The organism is Achromobacter sp. KK8 (assembly GCF_054188005.1).
The window spans coordinates 3,843,527-3,860,360 of record NZ_CM135178.1 but is presented as its reverse complement, the minus strand read 5'-3'; the positions used below and the strand labels follow the sequence as shown (position 1 = coordinate 3,860,360).

17 protein-coding genes are annotated in these 16,834 nt (G+C 66.8%); 11 read left to right on the top strand and 6 right to left on the bottom strand.

From position 1 onward, the window contains the following. Positions 1-5: 5 nt before the first annotated feature. The 5 genes from dsrO to ACVN9Z_RS17785 all read right to left on the bottom strand — a co-directional run bounded on the left by dsrO (position 6) and on the right by ACVN9Z_RS17785 (position 5,552). Positions 6-773 (bottom strand): sulfate reduction electron transfer complex DsrMKJOP subunit DsrO, encoded by a 768-nt coding sequence (gene dsrO, locus ACVN9Z_RS17805; protein ID WP_006384797.1) that lies wholly within the window; start codon positions 771-773, stop codon positions 6-8. A 103-nt stretch (positions 774-876) separates the two neighbouring features. Further along, positions 877-1,548 carry a molecular chaperone TorD gene (gene torD / locus ACVN9Z_RS17800; RefSeq protein WP_232067114.1) on the bottom strand — a complete coding sequence of 224 codons (672 nt, stop codon included), beginning with the start codon at positions 1,546-1,548 and terminating at the stop codon, positions 877-879. 59 nt (positions 1,549-1,607) lie between these two features. Beyond that, positions 1,608-4,121 (bottom strand): trimethylamine-N-oxide reductase TorA, encoded by a 2,514-nt coding sequence (gene torA / locus ACVN9Z_RS17795; RefSeq protein WP_020927174.1) that lies wholly within the window; start codon positions 4,119-4,121, stop codon positions 1,608-1,610. Between the two features lie 7 nt (positions 4,122-4,128). Next, complete coding sequence (gene torC, locus ACVN9Z_RS17790; protein WP_006384800.1) at positions 4,129-5,349, bottom strand: pentaheme c-type cytochrome TorC; 1,221 nt, start codon at positions 5,347-5,349, stop codon at positions 4,129-4,131. 38 nt (positions 5,350-5,387) lie between these two features. Beyond that, complete coding sequence (locus ACVN9Z_RS17785) at positions 5,388-5,552, bottom strand: periplasmic nitrate reductase, NapE protein (protein WP_006384801.1); 165 nt, start codon at positions 5,550-5,552, stop codon at positions 5,388-5,390. A gap of 412 nt (positions 5,553-5,964) precedes the next feature. Here ACVN9Z_RS17785 and ccmA point away from each other — a divergent pair, with 412 nt between their 5' ends. From ccmA to ccmI, 9 genes are read left to right on the top strand one after another with little or no spacing between them, the layout of a single operon-like run. After that, positions 5,965-6,591 carry a cytochrome c biogenesis heme-transporting ATPase CcmA gene (ccmA, locus tag ACVN9Z_RS17780; protein ID WP_054485698.1) on the top strand — a complete coding sequence of 209 codons (627 nt, stop codon included), beginning with the start codon at positions 5,965-5,967 and terminating at the stop codon, positions 6,589-6,591. Then, complete coding sequence (gene ccmB / locus ACVN9Z_RS17775; RefSeq protein WP_054448710.1) at positions 6,588-7,268, top strand: heme exporter protein CcmB; 681 nt, start codon at positions 6,588-6,590, stop codon at positions 7,266-7,268. Before ccmA ends, ccmB begins: the two co-directional genes overlap by 4 nt. Positions 7,269-7,279: 11 nt before the next feature. Then, the gene (gene ccmC / locus ACVN9Z_RS17770; RefSeq protein WP_054485766.1) at positions 7,280-8,062 is read left to right on the top strand and encodes a heme ABC transporter permease CcmC; all 783 of its coding nucleotides are present in this window, start codon (positions 7,280-7,282) and stop codon (positions 8,060-8,062) included. Next, positions 8,059-8,271 carry a heme exporter protein CcmD gene (gene ccmD, locus ACVN9Z_RS17765; RefSeq protein WP_024068513.1) on the top strand — a complete coding sequence of 71 codons (213 nt, stop codon included), beginning with the start codon at positions 8,059-8,061 and terminating at the stop codon, positions 8,269-8,271. Before ccmC ends, ccmD begins: the two co-directional genes overlap by 4 nt. Next, positions 8,268-8,717: a cytochrome c maturation protein CcmE gene (gene ccmE, locus ACVN9Z_RS17760; RefSeq protein ID WP_024068512.1), complete on the top strand. Its 450-nt coding sequence runs from the start codon at positions 8,268-8,270 to the stop codon at positions 8,715-8,717. The genes ccmD and ccmE overlap by 4 nt, the downstream gene beginning before the upstream one ends. Beyond that, on the top strand, positions 8,714-10,705 hold the full coding sequence (locus ACVN9Z_RS17755; RefSeq protein WP_238865647.1) for a heme lyase CcmF/NrfE family subunit: 1,992 nt from the start codon (positions 8,714-8,716) through the stop codon (positions 10,703-10,705). Before ccmE ends, ACVN9Z_RS17755 begins: the two co-directional genes overlap by 4 nt. Continuing rightward, positions 10,702-11,235, top strand: a complete 534-nt coding sequence (locus ACVN9Z_RS17750; protein WP_054448712.1) for a DsbE family thiol:disulfide interchange protein — start codon at positions 10,702-10,704, stop codon at positions 11,233-11,235. The genes ACVN9Z_RS17755 and ACVN9Z_RS17750 overlap by 4 nt, the downstream gene beginning before the upstream one ends. Next, on the top strand, positions 11,225-11,788 hold the full coding sequence (locus ACVN9Z_RS17745; protein ID WP_238865645.1) for a cytochrome c-type biogenesis protein: 564 nt from the start codon (positions 11,225-11,227) through the stop codon (positions 11,786-11,788). The genes ACVN9Z_RS17750 and ACVN9Z_RS17745 overlap by 11 nt, the downstream gene beginning before the upstream one ends. Further along, on the top strand, positions 11,785-12,726 hold the full coding sequence (gene ccmI, locus ACVN9Z_RS17740; protein WP_049055549.1) for a c-type cytochrome biogenesis protein CcmI: 942 nt from the start codon (positions 11,785-11,787) through the stop codon (positions 12,724-12,726). The genes ACVN9Z_RS17745 and ccmI overlap by 4 nt, the downstream gene beginning before the upstream one ends. Positions 12,727-12,846: 120 nt before the next feature. Here the strand turns inward: ccmI and ACVN9Z_RS17735 are convergent, their stop codons facing one another. Continuing rightward, positions 12,847-13,287, bottom strand: coding sequence for a DNA-deoxyinosine glycosylase (locus tag ACVN9Z_RS17735; RefSeq protein WP_054438967.1), 441 nt, complete (start codon positions 13,285-13,287; stop codon positions 12,847-12,849). A gap of 351 nt (positions 13,288-13,638) precedes the next feature. Here ACVN9Z_RS17735 and ACVN9Z_RS17730 point away from each other — a divergent pair, with 351 nt between their 5' ends. Together ACVN9Z_RS17730 and ACVN9Z_RS17725 are read left to right on the top strand one after the other, a co-directional pair. Beyond that, the gene (locus ACVN9Z_RS17730; RefSeq protein ID WP_006384111.1) at positions 13,639-14,502 is read left to right on the top strand and encodes a pirin family protein; all 864 of its coding nucleotides are present in this window, start codon (positions 13,639-13,641) and stop codon (positions 14,500-14,502) included. 356 nt (positions 14,503-14,858) lie between these two features. Beyond that, the gene (locus tag ACVN9Z_RS17725; protein ID WP_238865643.1) at positions 14,859-16,541 is read left to right on the top strand and encodes a DUF262 domain-containing protein; all 1,683 of its coding nucleotides are present in this window, start codon (positions 14,859-14,861) and stop codon (positions 16,539-16,541) included. The last annotated feature ends 293 nt before the right edge of the window (positions 16,542-16,834 follow it).

The window sequence follows — 16,834 nt, the reverse complement described above, 5'->3', positions numbered from 1 at the left end:
CCTTCTCAATGGCCGCCGGCCAGGCGCACGCCGGCCTGGCCGTCGATGTGGTGCACGAAGGCATCGGGCAGGCCGATGTAATAGACGTGGGGATCGGTCTTCATCTCGGGCTTGAGCACCTTGATGTCGGCGCGATGCTCGGCCATCAGCCGCGAGATCGCGCTGTCGGGGTCGTTCAGGTCGCCGATGATGCGCGCGCCGCCCACGCAGCTTTCGACACAGGCCGGCAGCAGGCCGGCTTCGAGCCGGTGCTCGCAGAAGGTGCACTTGTCGGCGGTCTGGGTGTCGTGATTGATGAAACGGGCGTCGTACGGACAGGCCTGCACGCAATAGCCGCAGCCGACGCAGCGCTCGTTGTCGACCAGCACGATGCCGTCCTCGCGCTGGAAGGTGGCCTGCACCGGGCAGACGGGCACGCAGGGCGGGTTGTCGCAGTGGTTGCACAGGCGCGGCAGCATCACCATGGCGCAGGGGCTGCCGTTGTCGGGCTGGACTTCGTATTGCAGGACGGTGGTGCGGAACTGGCCGACGGGCGGCAGGTTTTCCAGCGAACAGCTGACCGTACAGGACTGGCAGCCGATGCATTTGCGCAGGTCGACCAACATGCCGTAGCGCTTGCCGGGAATGCCGGGACGACGGGGAGGTTGCTGGTTGATGCCGGTGCCGGCTTCGGCACGGATGGGGATGATGGTGGCCGCGGCGCTCAGGCCGAGCAGGTTCTTCAGGAAACCGCGTTTGCCCGGGAGGGGGACTTCGGGTGGGGGGTGAGGCACAGACTTCTCCGCGAATTATGTCGTTGTGCCATTAACTTATCGCTTTTGGTTATATAGAGAGTTGATGCCGATCAATAGGGGACGGGTTTATTTAAGACCTTTCTTACCCACCTGCCTCGAAAGACCGCAGATAGTCCCGATCCAGGTGAAGAAACGCGACCAACAGCCCCGCGACCGCCGGATAGAAGCGGAAGGCCAGGGTGTCCACGCCGTCCACCAGGGCCTGCCAGTGCGCGACCCAGGGCATCAGCGCGGCGTCCAGATAGGCCGCCTGCTCCCCCGCGCAGGCGGCGACGTCATTCGCCCGCCCGCCCTCCCGGCTCCAGCGCGCCAGCGCCGCCAGGATGACGGCAATGTGGTCTTCGGGCTCCTTGAACTGCGCATCCAGCCGCAACTGGCTGGACTCCAGGAACGCGCGCATCAGCCGCGCCGGCTCGCCGTACAGCTGCCCACCTTCCTCCAGGTAATGCGAGGCGTAGGGAATGGGCGCCGCCCGCCCCTCCAGCAGGAACAGCGCGGCGAAGTCGGCCGCGTTTTCCAACGGCGCGTCGGGGTGCCCCGCCCATGCCTTGAACACGGCGGCCACGGCATCGGCCTGCCGGCCAAGCCCAAGCGCCTTGAACACCGCCAGCAAATGATCGGCCCCGCCGCCCTGGCACAAGGCCATGGCGGCGGGTTCCATTTCCCTGGCAAAAACCGTGGAAAACCACCCATACAGCTGCGAACGCAGCTGGCAGGCCGCGCCCCAGTCCGGGTCGGATAATGCAAGGTTCAACGCATGCTCCATGAAATCACAGGATCCACACCGGCCGGCGTCCCGCGCCGGCCGAGACCTCAATGCCGGGCCAGCGCCTTGCCATCGATATCCACCTCGGTCGGGCCGCCGAACGCGGTCACCGGTGGCGCCACGCCCTTGTACGGTTCGATTTCCACCAGGCAGGTGTTGGGGCTTGGCCCCTGCGCCAGCTCGGAGGTGCCGACGTCCAGCGTCAGCGTGTTGGGATCGCCATAGGTGTCCAGCGCGCCGATCTCCGGCCCGGTCGGCCCATACCAGGCGCCCTCCTGGATGCGCACCACCCCGGGGGGGAAGTTGGCCGAAAGCGACGCGCCGGCCAGCAATTGCCCACGGTCGTTGAACACCCGCACCAGGTCGCCATGCTTGATGCCGCGCTGACGGGCATCGTCGGGATTGAGGTAGACCGGTTCGCGCCCCTGGATGGTGTAGGTGGCGCGCCGCGAGGGCGATTCGCAGGTTTGTGAATGCAGGCGGGTATCCGGATGCGCCGACTGCAGCCAGAGCGGGAATTTGTCCGATCGCGGACCGTTGTGGGAGCGTTCGGCCTTTTCCATCCAGACCGGATGCCCTTTGCAATCGCGGTAGCCAAAGCCGGCAATCTTGCGGCTGTAGATCTCGATGAACCCGGACGGCGTGCCCAGCGCGTTGACCTCGGGGTCTTCGCGGAAATCGGCGTGGCGCACCCACGGTTTGCCCTCCGGGAACAGCACGTAGCCCTGCTCCCAGAATTGCGCGAACGGCGGCATGTCGAAGCCCTTGCCGGCATTTTCCTTGCGGCAATCCTCGTACAGCGACTCGACCCACTGCATCTCGTTCATGTTGCGCGTGTATTCCACGTCGCGTCCCATGCGCTTGCAGAAGTCCGTCCAGATATCGAAGTCCGAGCGCGAGTGGTACAGCGGATCGACCAGTTTGTGCATGGCGATCACGCCGCGGTTCGAATAGGAACCGTAGGCGTCGATGTCATTGCGCTCGTAGGGGGTGCAGGCCGGCAGCACGATATCGGCAAAGCGGCAGGTGGCGGTCCAGTTGTAGTCGATGGCCACCACCGTTTCCAGCTTCTGGTACGCGCGCTTCATGCGATTGCGGTCCTGTTGCCGGTGCCACTGGTTGCAGCCCGAGAAGATCGCCACCTTGTACGGCGGCAGCTTGACCTTGTGGCCATTGAAGTTGATTTCCTTGCCCGGTTCCAGCAAGGCGTCGATCACCCGCGACACCGGCACGACGGCGCTGTACCCCTGGTAGTCGTCGTTCTCGTGCCGGGGTTTGCGGCCGGTATCCAGGTTCAGCGGAAACGCGCCCGGCATCGACGCGCCCGAGGCCGACACGCCCACCGAACTGTAGTGGTGCGAATAACTGATGCCGCCGCCGGGCAGCCCGATCTGGCCCAGCATCGCGGCCAGGATCGCGCCCATCCAGTAAGGCTGCTCGCCATGCTGCTGGCGCTGGATCGCCCAACCGAACATCAGTTGCGTGCGATTGGCCGCCATCAGGCGCGCCAGCTCGCGGATGCGCTGCGCCGGCACGCCGCAGATCGACGCGGCCCATTCCGGGGTGCGTTCGATCTTGTCCTCGGTCTTGCCCTCGACGTAGGCGATGAACTCGTCGAAGCCGACCGCATAGGTCTCGAGGAACTTGGCGTCGTACAGGTTCTCTTTCCACAAGGTGTGGGCAATGCCCAGCATGAAGGCCACGTCGGTCAGCGGATTGACGTACTGGTGCTCGCAGTCCAGGTAGTTGCGCGTCTTGCTTTTCACCGGATCGACGCAGATCACCGTGATTTCACGCTTCGCGACCTTCTGCCTGAGCTGCTCGAAATAGGCATAGGCCTCGTGCGTTTCGGTGTTCCAGCCGACCTGCAGGTTCTTGATCGGATCGCTGGCCCAGAACACCAGCACCCGCGTTTCCTTGAGGATGATGTCCCAGGACGTGCCCTGCGAATACACCTCGGTCGAACCCAGCACGTAGGGCAGGATGGTCTGGCCGGCCCCGGTCGAGTAGTCGCCCGCGGTGCCGACGCTATAGCCGTGCATGCCCATGGCGCGCAGCATGTGGTTGCCGCAGCTGTGCATCAGCCCCACCGAGCGCCAGCCGACGTTGCCCACATGCAGCGCCCAGGGGCCATGGTCGCGCTGCACCCGCTCGAGCTCGTCGTAGACCAGGTCCAGCGCCTCATCCCAACCGACCCGGATGAAGCGGTTGTCGCCGCGCAGCGCCTGGCCCGCGGCGCCGCGCTTGCGATACCAGTCGAGCCGCACCATCGGATAGCGCACCCGCGAGGCGCTGTACAGCACGTCCAGCGTGCCATCGAGGATCGGCGTCGGATGCTTGTCGAACTCGAAAGGCTTGATTTCCACGACGCGGCCGGCCACGACCCGGGCGCGGAATGCGCCCCAGTGCGCGCCGGAGAACCGCCAGCGGCCCGGGCCGGCGTCCTCATCGCCAAGCGTGGCGGCGCGCAGCACGCGGCCATTGCGCAACAGCGGCGGCACCACCATGGAGCCCAGCGAGGCGGCGACACCACCCAGGAAACGACGACGGGAGAGTTTCATGTCTTTCTCAGTGGGCCGCGGCCACACTGTCCTTTGCAGCAAAATCGGAGGAATGCAGTTGCAGGTATTTCAGGACCAGCTTGGCGGTCTGGTCGTCCATGTTGGTGAAGCCGACCATGCCGCCGAACAGCCCGGGCCATTGGTTGGCGTCGTGCGAGGCCTCGTTCGGCTGCCGGTGGCAGACGCTGCAGCTCTGCGAATAGCTCTTCCTGGCCGCCGTCCAGATCGGCGCGACGTCAGCCACCAGGCCGCCGCCGCGCAGCCAGACCGTGGCGGCGATCTTCTGCCATTGCAGGCCGGTCACATCGTCGATCCGGCTTTCGATGACATGGACCACGCCGTCGTCGCGCGACACCTCCTGGCTCAGCACGGCGCTGGTGATGTTCAGGCCGAACTGGCCGTACAGCACCCGGGCGTAACCCTTGTTCTTCCTCCAGAGTTGCAATTCGACCTGCACCGCGTCCTTTTTCTTCTGCAGCACCTTCACGCCGGTGGCGATCTCGATGGCGCCGATCTCGCGGTCCAGGCCCTCGTCCGCGTAGATCGGCTGCGGCATGACGCTGTAGTACTCGCGGCCGGCGTCGATGGCCGCGCCGCGCGCGTCGGCCGTGAGCGCCGCCAGCGCCGGGTTGCCCTGTGACTTGACCTCGGGCAATCGGTGCGCGATGCCCTTGTGGCAGTCGACGCAACTGGCATTGCGCTCGGCCGCGCCGTGCATGGTGGTCTGCGAGGTCACCCGCATCTTGTCGAAATCCATGCTGGCGTAATCGTGGCAGTTGCGGCATTCCTTGGAATTGTTGGCCTTGAAGCGGGCCCACTCGCGCGTGGCCAGCACGATGCGGTGTTCCTGGAATTTCTCGGGCGTGCCGATCGTGCCCATCAGGTGTCCCAGCACTTCGCGCGAGGCCTGCATCTTGCGCGCGACCTTCGAGGTGAAGTCATGCGGCACGTGGCAGTCCGGACAGTGGGCGCGCACGCCAGAACGGTTTTTCCAATGCACGCTCTGCTGCAGTTCCGGCAGCACGGTGTCGCGCATCGAGTGGCAGGAAATACAGAACGCCTCGGTGTTGGTGGCGTTCATGCCGGTGTTGAACAGCGCCAGGAACGTGACGCCGCCCAGGAACCCGCCGATGACCAGCACGCCCAGGCCGATGCGGGTGGCGGGGCGCAGCAACAGCGCGCCCATCCATTGGATGATGGATTTGGCGATCTTGAAGGGATTTTTCATGTCGGTGGCTCAGGCTGCGTTTTTCTCGGACGGCGCATTCATGTCGGCGGCCCCCAGAACAGGATTTGACCGAACCAGACGATGAATCCGTACACGCAGATCATCAGAAACGCCACGACGGGACACGCTACAAAGGCCAGCGACAGGAACTTTGCCCACTCGGCCCCACCACCATTGCTGCTGTGCTTGGGTTTGCTTTTCACGGAGTACAACTATTTGGATATGAACGGCTACTACGTCGAACCGCGCCGCGGCACAAGCAAGGCCGGCGGTCCCCGCGAGGGCCGTTGGCGGTTCGATGCCTTTTCATGATCGACGCGCGGCCGGCCCCCGCATATTGATCTCCGTCAAGCGCCGCGGGTCACACGCGCCATCGCGCCCATTACTCAGACCGATCTGAAGCCACGGCCCGCCAGCGCTCGAAAACGCATACGGTCGCGTGGCGATCGGCGCCATGATGCGGCCAACGGTAAACGCGTCCGACATAAATCCAAATGCGCCACGGCCACGCAAAACCGCGGCCTGGATTCATTAATATCCCATCCCGTTATCGGCTTCGCGCCGCCCTTGATGCAGCGGGGATTGTTGTCATGAGTATCTGGATGGGCGCCGGCCATGCTTGAAGCGGAAGGGCTCACCTGTTCGAAAGGAACCCGTCTGCTGTTCGAAGACGTGTCGTTCCAGCTGCGCGCCGGGCAATTGCTGCGCGTGACCGCGCCCAACGGCCATGGCAAGACCAGCCTGCTGCGCATCCTGTGCGGCCTGGCGCGCGCCGACGCCGGCACGGTGTGCTGGCGCGGGGCCGACATCCACCGCCTGGGGCCGGCCTACCGCCAGCACCTGCTCTACCTGGGCCATGCCGACGCCCTCGCCGATTCCCTCACCCCCCTCGAGAACCTGCGCTTCCTGTGCCAGGCCCAGGCCGATGCCGTCAGCACGGCAGCCTGTCGCGACGCCCTCTGCCGGATGGACCTGGCGGCGCTGCTGGACCTGCCGGCGCGTGTGCTGTCGCGCGGCCAGCGGCGCCGCGTGATGCTGGCGCGGCTGTCGCTGCGCCCGGCGCGGCCGCTGTGGATCCTGGACGAACCCTTCAACCTGCTCGACGCGACCACGGTGGCGGCGCTGACACGGACGCTGGCAAGCCATTGCGACAACGGCGGACGCGTCCTGCTGACCACGCACCAGGAGGTTGCCTTCGACCGGCCGGTGCGCACCCTCGACCTTGGCCCGCACACGCCATGACGTGGCAGGACAGCCCCTTCTTCGCCGTCCTGCGGCGCGACCTGCTGCTGCTTGGCCGCGGCCGGGCCGACGCCATTGTCTCGCTGCTTTTCTTCGTGCTGGTCGCCTGCCTGTTCCCGCTGGGCGTGGGCGCCGATGCGTCCTTGCTGCGCGCGCTCGGACCCGGCGTTCTATGGGTCGCCGCGCTGCTCGCCACGCTGCTGTCGCAGCATCGACTGTTCGCGCAGGACCACGCCGACGGCACGCTCGAACAACTGCTGCTTTCGCCGGGCGCCGCCACGCTCTGGGTGCTGGCCAAGATCACGGCGCACTGGATCGGAACCGGTCTGCCTTTGGTGGCCGTGGCGCCCCTCATGGGCCTGCTGTTTGACCTGGGTCAGTGTTCGCGCCTGACCCTGTCGCTATCTTTCGCGCTGGGAACGCCGGTACTGGCCCTGGTCGGCGCGATCGGCGCCGCGCTGGCCCTCGGGATGCGCGGCGGCGGCGTGCTGCAGGCCCTGTTGCTGCTGCCCTGGTTCGTGCCGGTGCTGATCTTCGGCGCGGGCTCCGTGTCCGCCTGCGCCACGGGCCAGCCGCCCACGACCGCGTTCCTGCTGCTTGGCGGCGCGCTGCTGGCGGCGCTGGCGCTGGCCCCGCCCGCCTGTGTCCTGGCGCTGCGCTTCGCCGTCGAAGAATGAAGATGCCTTCCATGCCCACTCCCCCCGCCCGCCACGCCACCCGCCTGCTGCGGTTCGCCGCGCCGCAAGCCTTCTATCCGCTGGCGGGCAGGCTGGTTCCCTGGTGCGCCGGAATCGCGATCGTGCTTGGCGCCTGCGCCCTGGCGATCGGCTTTTTCGTCGCGCCCACCGACGCCACGCAGGGCGAGGTCTACCGCATCATTTTCATCCACGTCGCGGCCGCGTGGATGTCGCTGTTCATCTATCTTCTGATGGCGTTCTGGTCCGCGCTCGGCCTGGTCCTGCGCACCCGCCTGTCGTTCATCATGGCGCGCGCGCTGGCTCCCACCGGCACGCTGTTCTGCTTCGTCGCGCTCTGGAGCGGCGCGCTGTGGGGCCGGCCCACCTGGGGCGCCTGGTGGGTCTGGGACGCGCGGCTCACCTCGCAACTGATCCTGGGGTTCCTGTACCTGGGCTACCTGGCTCTGACCGCCCTGACCGTCGATCCCCATCGCGGCGACCGCGCCGGGGCGCTGGTGGCGCTGGTGGGCGCCATCAACGTCCCCATCATCTATTTCTCGGTGTCATGGTGGAGCACGCTGCACCAGGGCGCTTCGGTCAGCCTGACGCGCGCGCCGTCCATGGCGGCGACCATGCTGGCCGCCATGCTGTTGATGGCGCTGGCCGCGTGGGCCTACACCGCCGCCGTCGCGCTGGCGCGCGCGCGCGTCATGGTGCTGGAACGGGAATGGCCGGCCGGCTGGGTGCGCGACCTGGCGCGCCGCGAGGCCGCAACACGCAAGGAGCCGGCATGATGCACTGGGAATCCTGGGCCGCGTTCTGGCACATGGGCGGGCGCGCCGGCTACGTCTGGGGCAGCTATGGCGCGCTGGCCCTGCTGGTGCTGGCCGAATGCGCGTCGCTGGCGCGGCGGCGGCGCCGCGCGCTGCGACGCCTGGCCGCGCTCGATCGCGCCAGCCGCCCGGCGGCCAGGCGGCAACGGCGGGACGCGGAACCGGCATGACGACACCCCGCCGCCGGCGCCTGCTCCTGCTGCTCTGTGCGGTCGCGCTGTTGAGCGCGGCGGCCGCCCTGATCCTGACGGCCATGCGCCAGAACCTGGTGTTCTTCCACACGCCCAGCGAAATCGCGCGCGGCGAGGCGCCGCGACAGCGGCTGTTCCGCGTCGGCGGCATGGTGCTGGCCGGCTCGCTGCAACGCGAGGCCGACGGCCTGGGCGTGCGCTTCATCGTCACCGACACCGCCCACGAGGTGCCCGTGGTGTATCGCGGCGCCCTGCCCGACCTGTTCCGCGAAGGCACGGGCGTGGTGGCCCAGGGCACGCTGGACGCCGACGGCGTGTTCACCGCCACCAGCGTGCTGGCCCGCCATGACGAGAACTACACGCCGATCGAAGCGCGCGACGCCATCGAGCGCGCCCACGATGCCGGCAGGACGGTACAGCCATGATCGCCGAGGTCGGCCACTTTTCCCTGATGCTCGGCTTCGCGCTGGCGCTGGCGCAGGCCATCGTGCCGCTGTATGGCGCCTGGCGCGGCCGCGCGGCGCTGATGGCGGTCGGCCGCGCTGCCGCGCGCGGGCAACTGCTGTTCGTGCTGTTGTCATACGCCTGCCTGCACCTGCTGTTCATCGCCAATGATTTCTCCGTGCGGCTGGTGGCGGACAACAGCCACACCCGCACGCCGCTGATCTACCGCATCACCGCGGTCTGGGGCAACCACGAGGGCTCCATGCTGCTGTGGATCGTCTCGCTGTCGCTCTGGACGGCGGCGGTGACGCGCTGGAGCCGCGGGCTGCCGGAGGCCTTCACGGCGCGGGTCCTGGGCGTGCTGGGCGCGGTCAGCGCGGGATTCACCGCCTTCACGCTGCTGACCTCCAACCCCTTTTCCCGCCTGTTGCCAGCGGCGCCGGAAGGCCGCGACCTCAACCCGCTGTTGCAGGACCCCGGCATGATCATCCACCCGCCCTTGCTGTACCTGGGCTACGTGGGCTTCAGCATCGCCTTCGCCTTCGCCATCGCGGCCCTGATGACGGGGCGCCTGGACGCCGCCTGGGCGCGCTGGTCGCGGCCCTGGACCGTGGCCGCGTGGGTCCTGCTGACCGCCGGCATCGCGGTGGGATCGAGTTGGGCCTATTACGAGCTGGGCTGGGGCGGCTGGTGGTTCTGGGATCCGGTCGAGAACGCCTCGTTCATGCCGTGGCTGCTGGGCACCGCGCTGATCCATTCGCTGGCCGTGACGGAAAAGCGCGGCGCGTTCCGCGGCTGGACCGTGCTGCTGGCGATCGGCACCTTCTCGCTGTCGCTGCTGGGCACGTTCCTGGTGCGGTCCGGCGTCGTCACCTCGGTACATGCCTTCGCCACCGACCCGGCGCGCGGCCTGTTCATCCTGTGCCTGCTGGTGGCGGTGGTCGGCGCATCGCTGCTGCTGTACGCCTGGCGCGCGCCGCGGCTGCAGGGTGGCGGCCGCTTCGAGCTCGTGTCGCGCGACGCCGCCTTGCTGGCCAACAACGCGCTGCTGTCGGTGGCCTGCGCGGCGGTCCTGCTCGGCACCCTGTATCCGTTGTTGCTCGACGCCCTGGGCCTCGGCAAGATTTCGGTCGGCCCGCCCTACTTCGACACCACCTTCGTGCCGTTGATGACGCCAGTGCTCATCCTGCTGGTGCCCGGCGCCCTGGCGCGCTGGAAGGCCGACACCTGGCAACGGCTGGCGCGCCGCCTGCGGCCGGCCACGCTCGCCAGCGTGCTGCTGGGCCCGGCGCTGGGCTACGGGCTCGGACACTTCACCTGGCGCACCTGCCTGGGCCTGTCGCTGGCGGCCTGGATCGTGCTGGGCAGCCTGCAATTGCTGGGCGAGCGCCTGCGCGGCGGCGGCCGGGCCGGCATCGCCACCCGCCTGCGCGGCATTCCCGGAAGCTGGTGGGGCATGTGGCTGGCCCATCTCGGCCTGGGCGTGTTCATCATCGGCGTCACCATGGTCAACAGCTTCCAGTCGCAACTGGACGTGCGCATGCTGCCCGGCCAGACCGCCCGCCTGGCCGGGTACACCTTCACCTTCGGCGGCGTGGAGCAGGTCGCCGGTCCCAACTGGATCGCCGCGCGCGCCACCCTCGATGTCGCGCGCGGCGACAAGCACGTCGCCACGCTGCGACCCGAGACCCGCCGCTACGTGGCGCAGGCAATGCCGATGACGCAGTCGGCCATTGACGTCGGCCCCTTGCGCGACCTCTACACCGCCCTGGGCGAAGGCCTGCCCGACGGCAGCTGGATCGTGAACCTGTTCCACAAACCGTTCATCAGCTGGATCTGGGCCGGCTGCGCGTTGATGATGCTGGGAGGCCTGGCCGCCGCCGGCGACCGCCGTTATCGCAAGCAGACGTCGCGGCGCGACGCCGCGCCCCCGCAACACACCCGGCGACCGCACAGCGAACAGCCATGAAACTCCGATCCCTCCTGCCCCTGCTGTTGTTCATCGGCCTGACGGCCCTGCTCGCCATTGGCCTGGGGCTGGACCCACGCGAGCTGCCCTCGCCCTTGCTGCGTCAGCCCGCGCCGCCTTTCACGCTGGCGCGGCTGGACGCGCCCGGACGCCAGTTCGGGCTGGACGACATGCGCGGCCAGGTCTGGCTGCTCAACGTCTGGGCCAGCTGGTGCGTCGCCTGCCGCGCCGAACACCCCGTGCTGCTGCGCGCCGCCCGCGAAGGCCGCATCGCCATCGTCGGGCTGGACTACAAGGACGAAGACAGCGCCGCCCGCGAATGGCTGGCGCGCCTGGGCGACCCCTACACCGCCACGGTGGTCGACCCCGGCGGCAAACTCGGCATCGACTATGGCGTGTACGGCGTGCCCGAGACCTTTCTCATCGACGCCCAAGGCGTGATCCGCTACAAGCACGTCGGGCCGGTCACGCAGGACGTGCTCGACAACATCCTGATCCCCCGGGCGCGGGAGGCGCTGAATGAACCCTGACATCCTCCGCGCGCCCCGCCCCGCGCCCCGGCGCGCCGCCTTGGCCGCCGGCTTGCGCGCGGCCTGCGGCGGCGTCGCGCTGGCGCTGGCCATCGCGGCCCGCGCCACGGCCGGCGAGGCGCCCGCCGCCGCGCCCGACCCGGCCCTGGAAGCGCGCGTCCAGGCCTTCACGCGCGACCTGCGCTGCCTGGTGTGCCAGAACGAATCGCTGGCGGACTCGCGCGCGCCGCTGGCACGCGACCTGCGCGACGAAGTGCGCCGCCTGTTCCAGGCGGGCCAGGACGACGCCCAGGTGCGCCAGTTCCTGGTGTCGCGGTATGGCGACTACGTGCTCTATCGCCCCCCGCTGAAAACCCGCACCGCGCTGCTCTGGATCGGGCCCGGCGTGCTGCTTGCCGGCGCCATGGGCGGCCTGCTGTGGCGCTTGCGACGCCATGCCCGCACGCCGGAGCCGCCCCTGCCTGCGCCGCAAGCGCAAGCGGCCCGTGCCCTGCTGGCCGACCTCTCGGAAGACGCCGGTCCGTCCGCTGCCGGCGGGGAGCGCGCCCCGTGACCCTGTTCTGGCTCCTCGCGGCCGGCATGATCGCCGTCGCCCTGCTGTTCGTGCTGCCGCCCCTGCTGGCGCCGGGGGCCACCGGCCGCCGCGACGGCCCGCCCCAGGCGCAGGCATCCCTGGCGGTATTGCGCGAACAACTGGCGCAATTGCAGGCCGACCAGGCCTGCGGGCGCATCGCCCCGGACCAGTATGCCCAGGCGCTCGCGGAGATCGAACGGCGCGCCCTGCGCGAAGGCTGCGCAGCGCCGGATCCCCTGGATACCCGGCCCGCGCCGCGCTGGGCCCTGGCCGTGGCCCTGGGACTGGGCGCGATCAGCGTCGGCCTGTATGCCGTGCTTGGCACGCCGTCGGCCCTGGCGCCGGCGCACGCCAGCCTGGACGCGGCGATCCCCGCCAGCGCCGGCCACGACGCCAACGATCCCATGGCCGACCGGCTGGCCGGCTTGATCCAACACCTGCAAGCCCATCCGGACGACGCCGCGGCCTGGACGACATTGGCCCACACCTACGCAACGCTGGGAGATTTCGCCGACGGCGCGGCAACCTGGGCGCGCATCGGCGCCCGGGCGCCGCAAGATCCCGGCGTATTGGCGGAGTGGGCCGACCTCCTGGCCACGGCGGCGGACGGCGATTTTTCCGGCGAACCCGACCGCCTGATCGCCCTGCTGCTGACGCTCGCGCCCGACGACGTGAAAGGCCTGGCCCTGGCCGGCACCAGCGCATTTTTCCGGGGCGACTTCCAGCAGGCCATTGACGACTGGGAGCGCCTGCTGCCCCTGGTCGACCCCGACGGTCCCGTCCACGAGCAGGTCCAGGCCAGCCTGGCGCAGGCCCGCCGGGCGGCCGGTCTTGCGGCGGCGTCCGGCGCCGCAGGCGCCGCCTTCCTGCCAGCCCCCCCGATCGTAGGCGCTGAAGGTCGCGGCCGGCGGGACTGACCGGCCGCCTCGCGCACGGCCAAGCGCCGCTCGTATTCCGCTTTTCACCTTCCGCTTTCCGCGCTTCGTCTCCGGCCGCATGTCGCGGCACCCGCGCCGCCAACGCCCCAACGCGCAGGCTCAGGCCGGCATCGTCAACGCCTCGCGCCAGGCGGCCAGTTTCTTCTCGAACGATGCGGCCGCGTGGGCCGGGCTGGTGGATGGCAGGTCGACATATTGCAACGGTCGCTGCGGCAGGCGCGGCAGCACATGGCGGCGGTAGAGGCTGGCCGCCTTGGCGCCGTTGAAGCAGACCCGCGCCAGGCGTGGATGGGCCCCAAGGAACGCCGCGAAGTCGTTGGGCACCAGGGTGTCGACACGGATGTCCGCATCCAGGCTGCCCGGCCGTTCGCAGGCCTGCAGCACGTCCCAGAGCGCGACGCCGGCGGATCGCAGCGCTTGCAGGCGCCGCGCGTAATCGGCGGCGGGATCGAAGCCGAGCACCTGGGCCGCGATGGGCCAGAAGGCGTTGCGCGGGTGGGCGTAGTAGCGTGCCTGCCGCAGCGACGCCACGCCGGGCATGGAGCCCAGCACCAGGATGCGGGCGTCGGCGGCGGCCACCGGGGCGAAGCCCTGGACTTGGGGAGATCGGTCAGCCACGGCTGTGTCGGCTTGTCGTTGCATGGCGCAAGAATACCCGGGTTTACAGGCCCTTCGTCGCGGGTCGCGCCGGCCGCCGGCACCGCGCCAAGCCCGGAATTCCTCCCCCCGCCCTCGCCGCACTGGCAACGCTGGCCCGCCTTGGGGCCGTCAGCGTCCTATTGCTGGAACGGTGCTTATCAATGGAGGGGACTACCGCAACCGCCGTCCCGCCCTTATCTTGATAGGTATGACGAACGGCCCCGCAGGGGCCGCGCAACAGGAATGACGATCATGAAGAAGATTCTGGGTGTGCATGCCAGTCCCCGTCCCCACTGGGTGGGCGACGGCTTTCCGGTGCGCTCGATGTTCTCGTACAACGACAAGGGCAAGAACGTCAGCCCGTTCCTGCTCCTGGACTACGCCGGCCCGGCGCAATTCACGCCGGCCACGCAACCGCGCGGCGTCGGCCAGCATCCGCACCGCGGCTTCGAAACCGTGACCATCGTCTACAGCGGCGAGGTCGAGCACCGTGACTCCACCGGCAACGGCGGCGTCATCGGGCCCGGCGACGTCCAGTGGATGACGGCCGCCTCGGGCATCCTGCATGAAGAGTTCCACTCCCCCGCGTTCACCCGCAAGGGCGGCGAGCTGGAGATGGTGCAGCTGTGGGTCAACCTGCCGGCCAAGGACAAGAAGGCCCCGGCCGGCTACCAGAGCCTGCTGAACGCGGATATCCCGGTCGTGTCGTTGCCCGACGATGCCGGCTCGCTGCGCGTCATCGCCGGCAGCTATGGCGGCCAGACCGGCCCGGCGCGCACCTTCACGCCGATCGACGTGTGGGACGTGCGCCTGTCCGCGGGCAAGGCCACGACCTTCGCGATCCCGGCGGGCCGCAACAGCATGCTGGTGATGCTGCGCGGCACGGTGCTGGTCAACGGCGAAGCCGTGGCGCGCGACGCGCAGCTGACGCTGTTCTCGCAGGACGGCGACGAGATCACGGTCGAAGCCAACAACGACGCCGTGTTCCTGGTGCTGAGCGGCGAGCCGATCGACGAGCCGGTGGTGGGGTACGGGCCGTTCGTGATGAACTCCCAAGCGGAGATCGTCGAGGCGATCCAGGACTTCAACGCCGGCAAGTACGGGCAGATGCATTGAAGGATGGGACCGGCGTCGACGCGCCGGTCCTGAATGGAGCCGCGTTTCCTGTTGGGGAAGCGCGGCTTTTTGCTTTGATCGGCGGGAAGTGCGAGGGGCTCGTTACGACCCGAAACGGACGGTCGCCGCTGCACGGTTGCGGCCACAGCTTCCGAAATACAGCGGTCATTCAGCATTTCGTCACAGCGAACAAATCATCTAGCGACACACATAGGGCAAGGTACGGGGCGATGTCCGAAGGCCCCCGTGGTCCGCTTGGCAGCTTCGTCGCAGTACAAGGATAGTGCTCCCTTCAGGGAGTGTCCTTTCGATGTCCGGCATGGGCTTCCGCCCAGTACAACGGGTCCGAGAATGAGATGGCCGTTTCCGTGGTCGAACTCCTAGGTAAGCATTCCATCATTTGTAATTTCCCGGTACATTTGTGGTCACTCAAGAATGACACGGCAGAGACGATGGAATATCAACACTACCCGATCCGGAAGATTTTGGATGCAGTTGTCAGCGGGGAAATTCGGATTCCCGCGTTCCAGCGGGGATTCGTTTGGGAGATGGATCGAGTAGCTTACCTGCTGGATAGCATTTATAAGGGCTTCCCGTTTGGCTCCTTGTTGTTCTGGCGTACAAAGCAGAAGCTAGCGACCGAACGCAATTTGGGCACCTTCACGCTACCTGACCCGCAGGCTGACTATCCGATTGACTACGTTCTCGATGGACAGCAGCGGCTTACGTCAATTTTCACCGTCTTCCAGACTGAGTTAAAGCCGGAGCCGAACCCTGAGTGGGCCGACATCTACTTCGATCTGGAGGCGAATCACAACGCCCAAGACAGTGCATTCGTTCCGATTTCGCCTGGAGATGAGTACGACAAGAGCCGATATTTCCCCGTGAGTGTCCTCTTCGATTCGGTCAAGTACCGGGAGAACACTGAACATCTGGGCAAAGAGCAAATCGGACGAATCGACAGGCTTCAGGAAAAGTTCAAAGAAGTACAGATTCCTGTACAAATTCTGAAGAGTGAAGATCGCTCAATTGTTGCTATCGTATTCGAGAGGATCAACCACCTTGGCATTGCTCTCGATACGCTCCAACTTCTCTCGGCATGGACATGGAGTGATGATTTTGACCTTCTCGAAAAATTCAGGGAGCTTCGCGAAGAGCTTTCCGAGTTCGGCTTTGCGGGAGTAGGGGATGACGCCGATCTTTTATTGAGTTGCGTCGCTGGAATTCTGACCAATGAGCCAGGGCCAGAGAAATTACTCGACCTAAACGGTGCGGAGGTCCGCGCGCAGTTTCCGAAGGTTGAAAATGGAATCCGTGGTGCAATTGATTTTTTGAGAACGCAACTCAATGTTGTTCACTTGAAGTTACTTCCGTACCCAGCGATGCTCATTCCGCTGGCGGCATTCTTTGCTGAGCCGGACGGCAAGGAGGTTTTGTATGGAGGTCCGACTTACCAGACGATCAAGCGATGGTTCTGGCGCACGTGCTTTTCTAGCAGATACACGAGCCAAACGCGAAAGACCACGATTCACGATATCGAGCAGATGATTAGGTTGAAGACGGGGCAGGCGAATACGCTAGACGCAATCGAGGTTGTGGTGACGCCGGACTTCTTCAAAGGCACGTTCCGGGTGGGCGCGGCAGCCACCAAGACTTTTGTTCTTCTGCTGGGGAACAATGGCCCCCGCAGCCTTCTGTCTGGAAAGAGTATCGACTTGGACAAGGTGCTGCAACGCTACAACCGTTCTGAGTTCCATCATATCTACCCTCGCGCCTTCCTGCGCGACATCGGCCGCTCCGAAATTGAAATCAATTCGCTTGGGAATTTTTGCTTCCTCAGTGCGGCGGAGAACAAGCACATCGGAAGAAAGAAGCCATCGATCTACATTAATGATCTTGTGGTCGGTCACGAGGAAGAGCAGGCTGCAACCCTCACTTCTGCATTCTGCCGGAAGGACGATTTCAACGATGACTTTAGTGCCTTCCTTACCAACAGATGCAACCGGCTGGCGGAATTCGCCAACGTGCTGATCACGTGAATCCTGTTCTTTGAGCGATTGATAGTCCGCTTGCCGAGTGGAAGTGCCACGTGAAGGTCCCGACGGTGAATCGGGCGGAAGGCCATTCGTGGCCGCATCGCGGCGCTCGGGTTGGCTTGCGAAGGGGAGGATGCTCCAAGCATTTGCAGACGCTTCCGGCTCGTGCTGTTGCCCGTTTGAACACCGGCACATTGCAAATCGGCCTTCCAGTAGTGTGCAGCAGCTCGGGAACCCATAAGACCGCTCCGTGTAGAGCTCGGACAAGCACGAAAATGAATCGCACCGAGAATGTT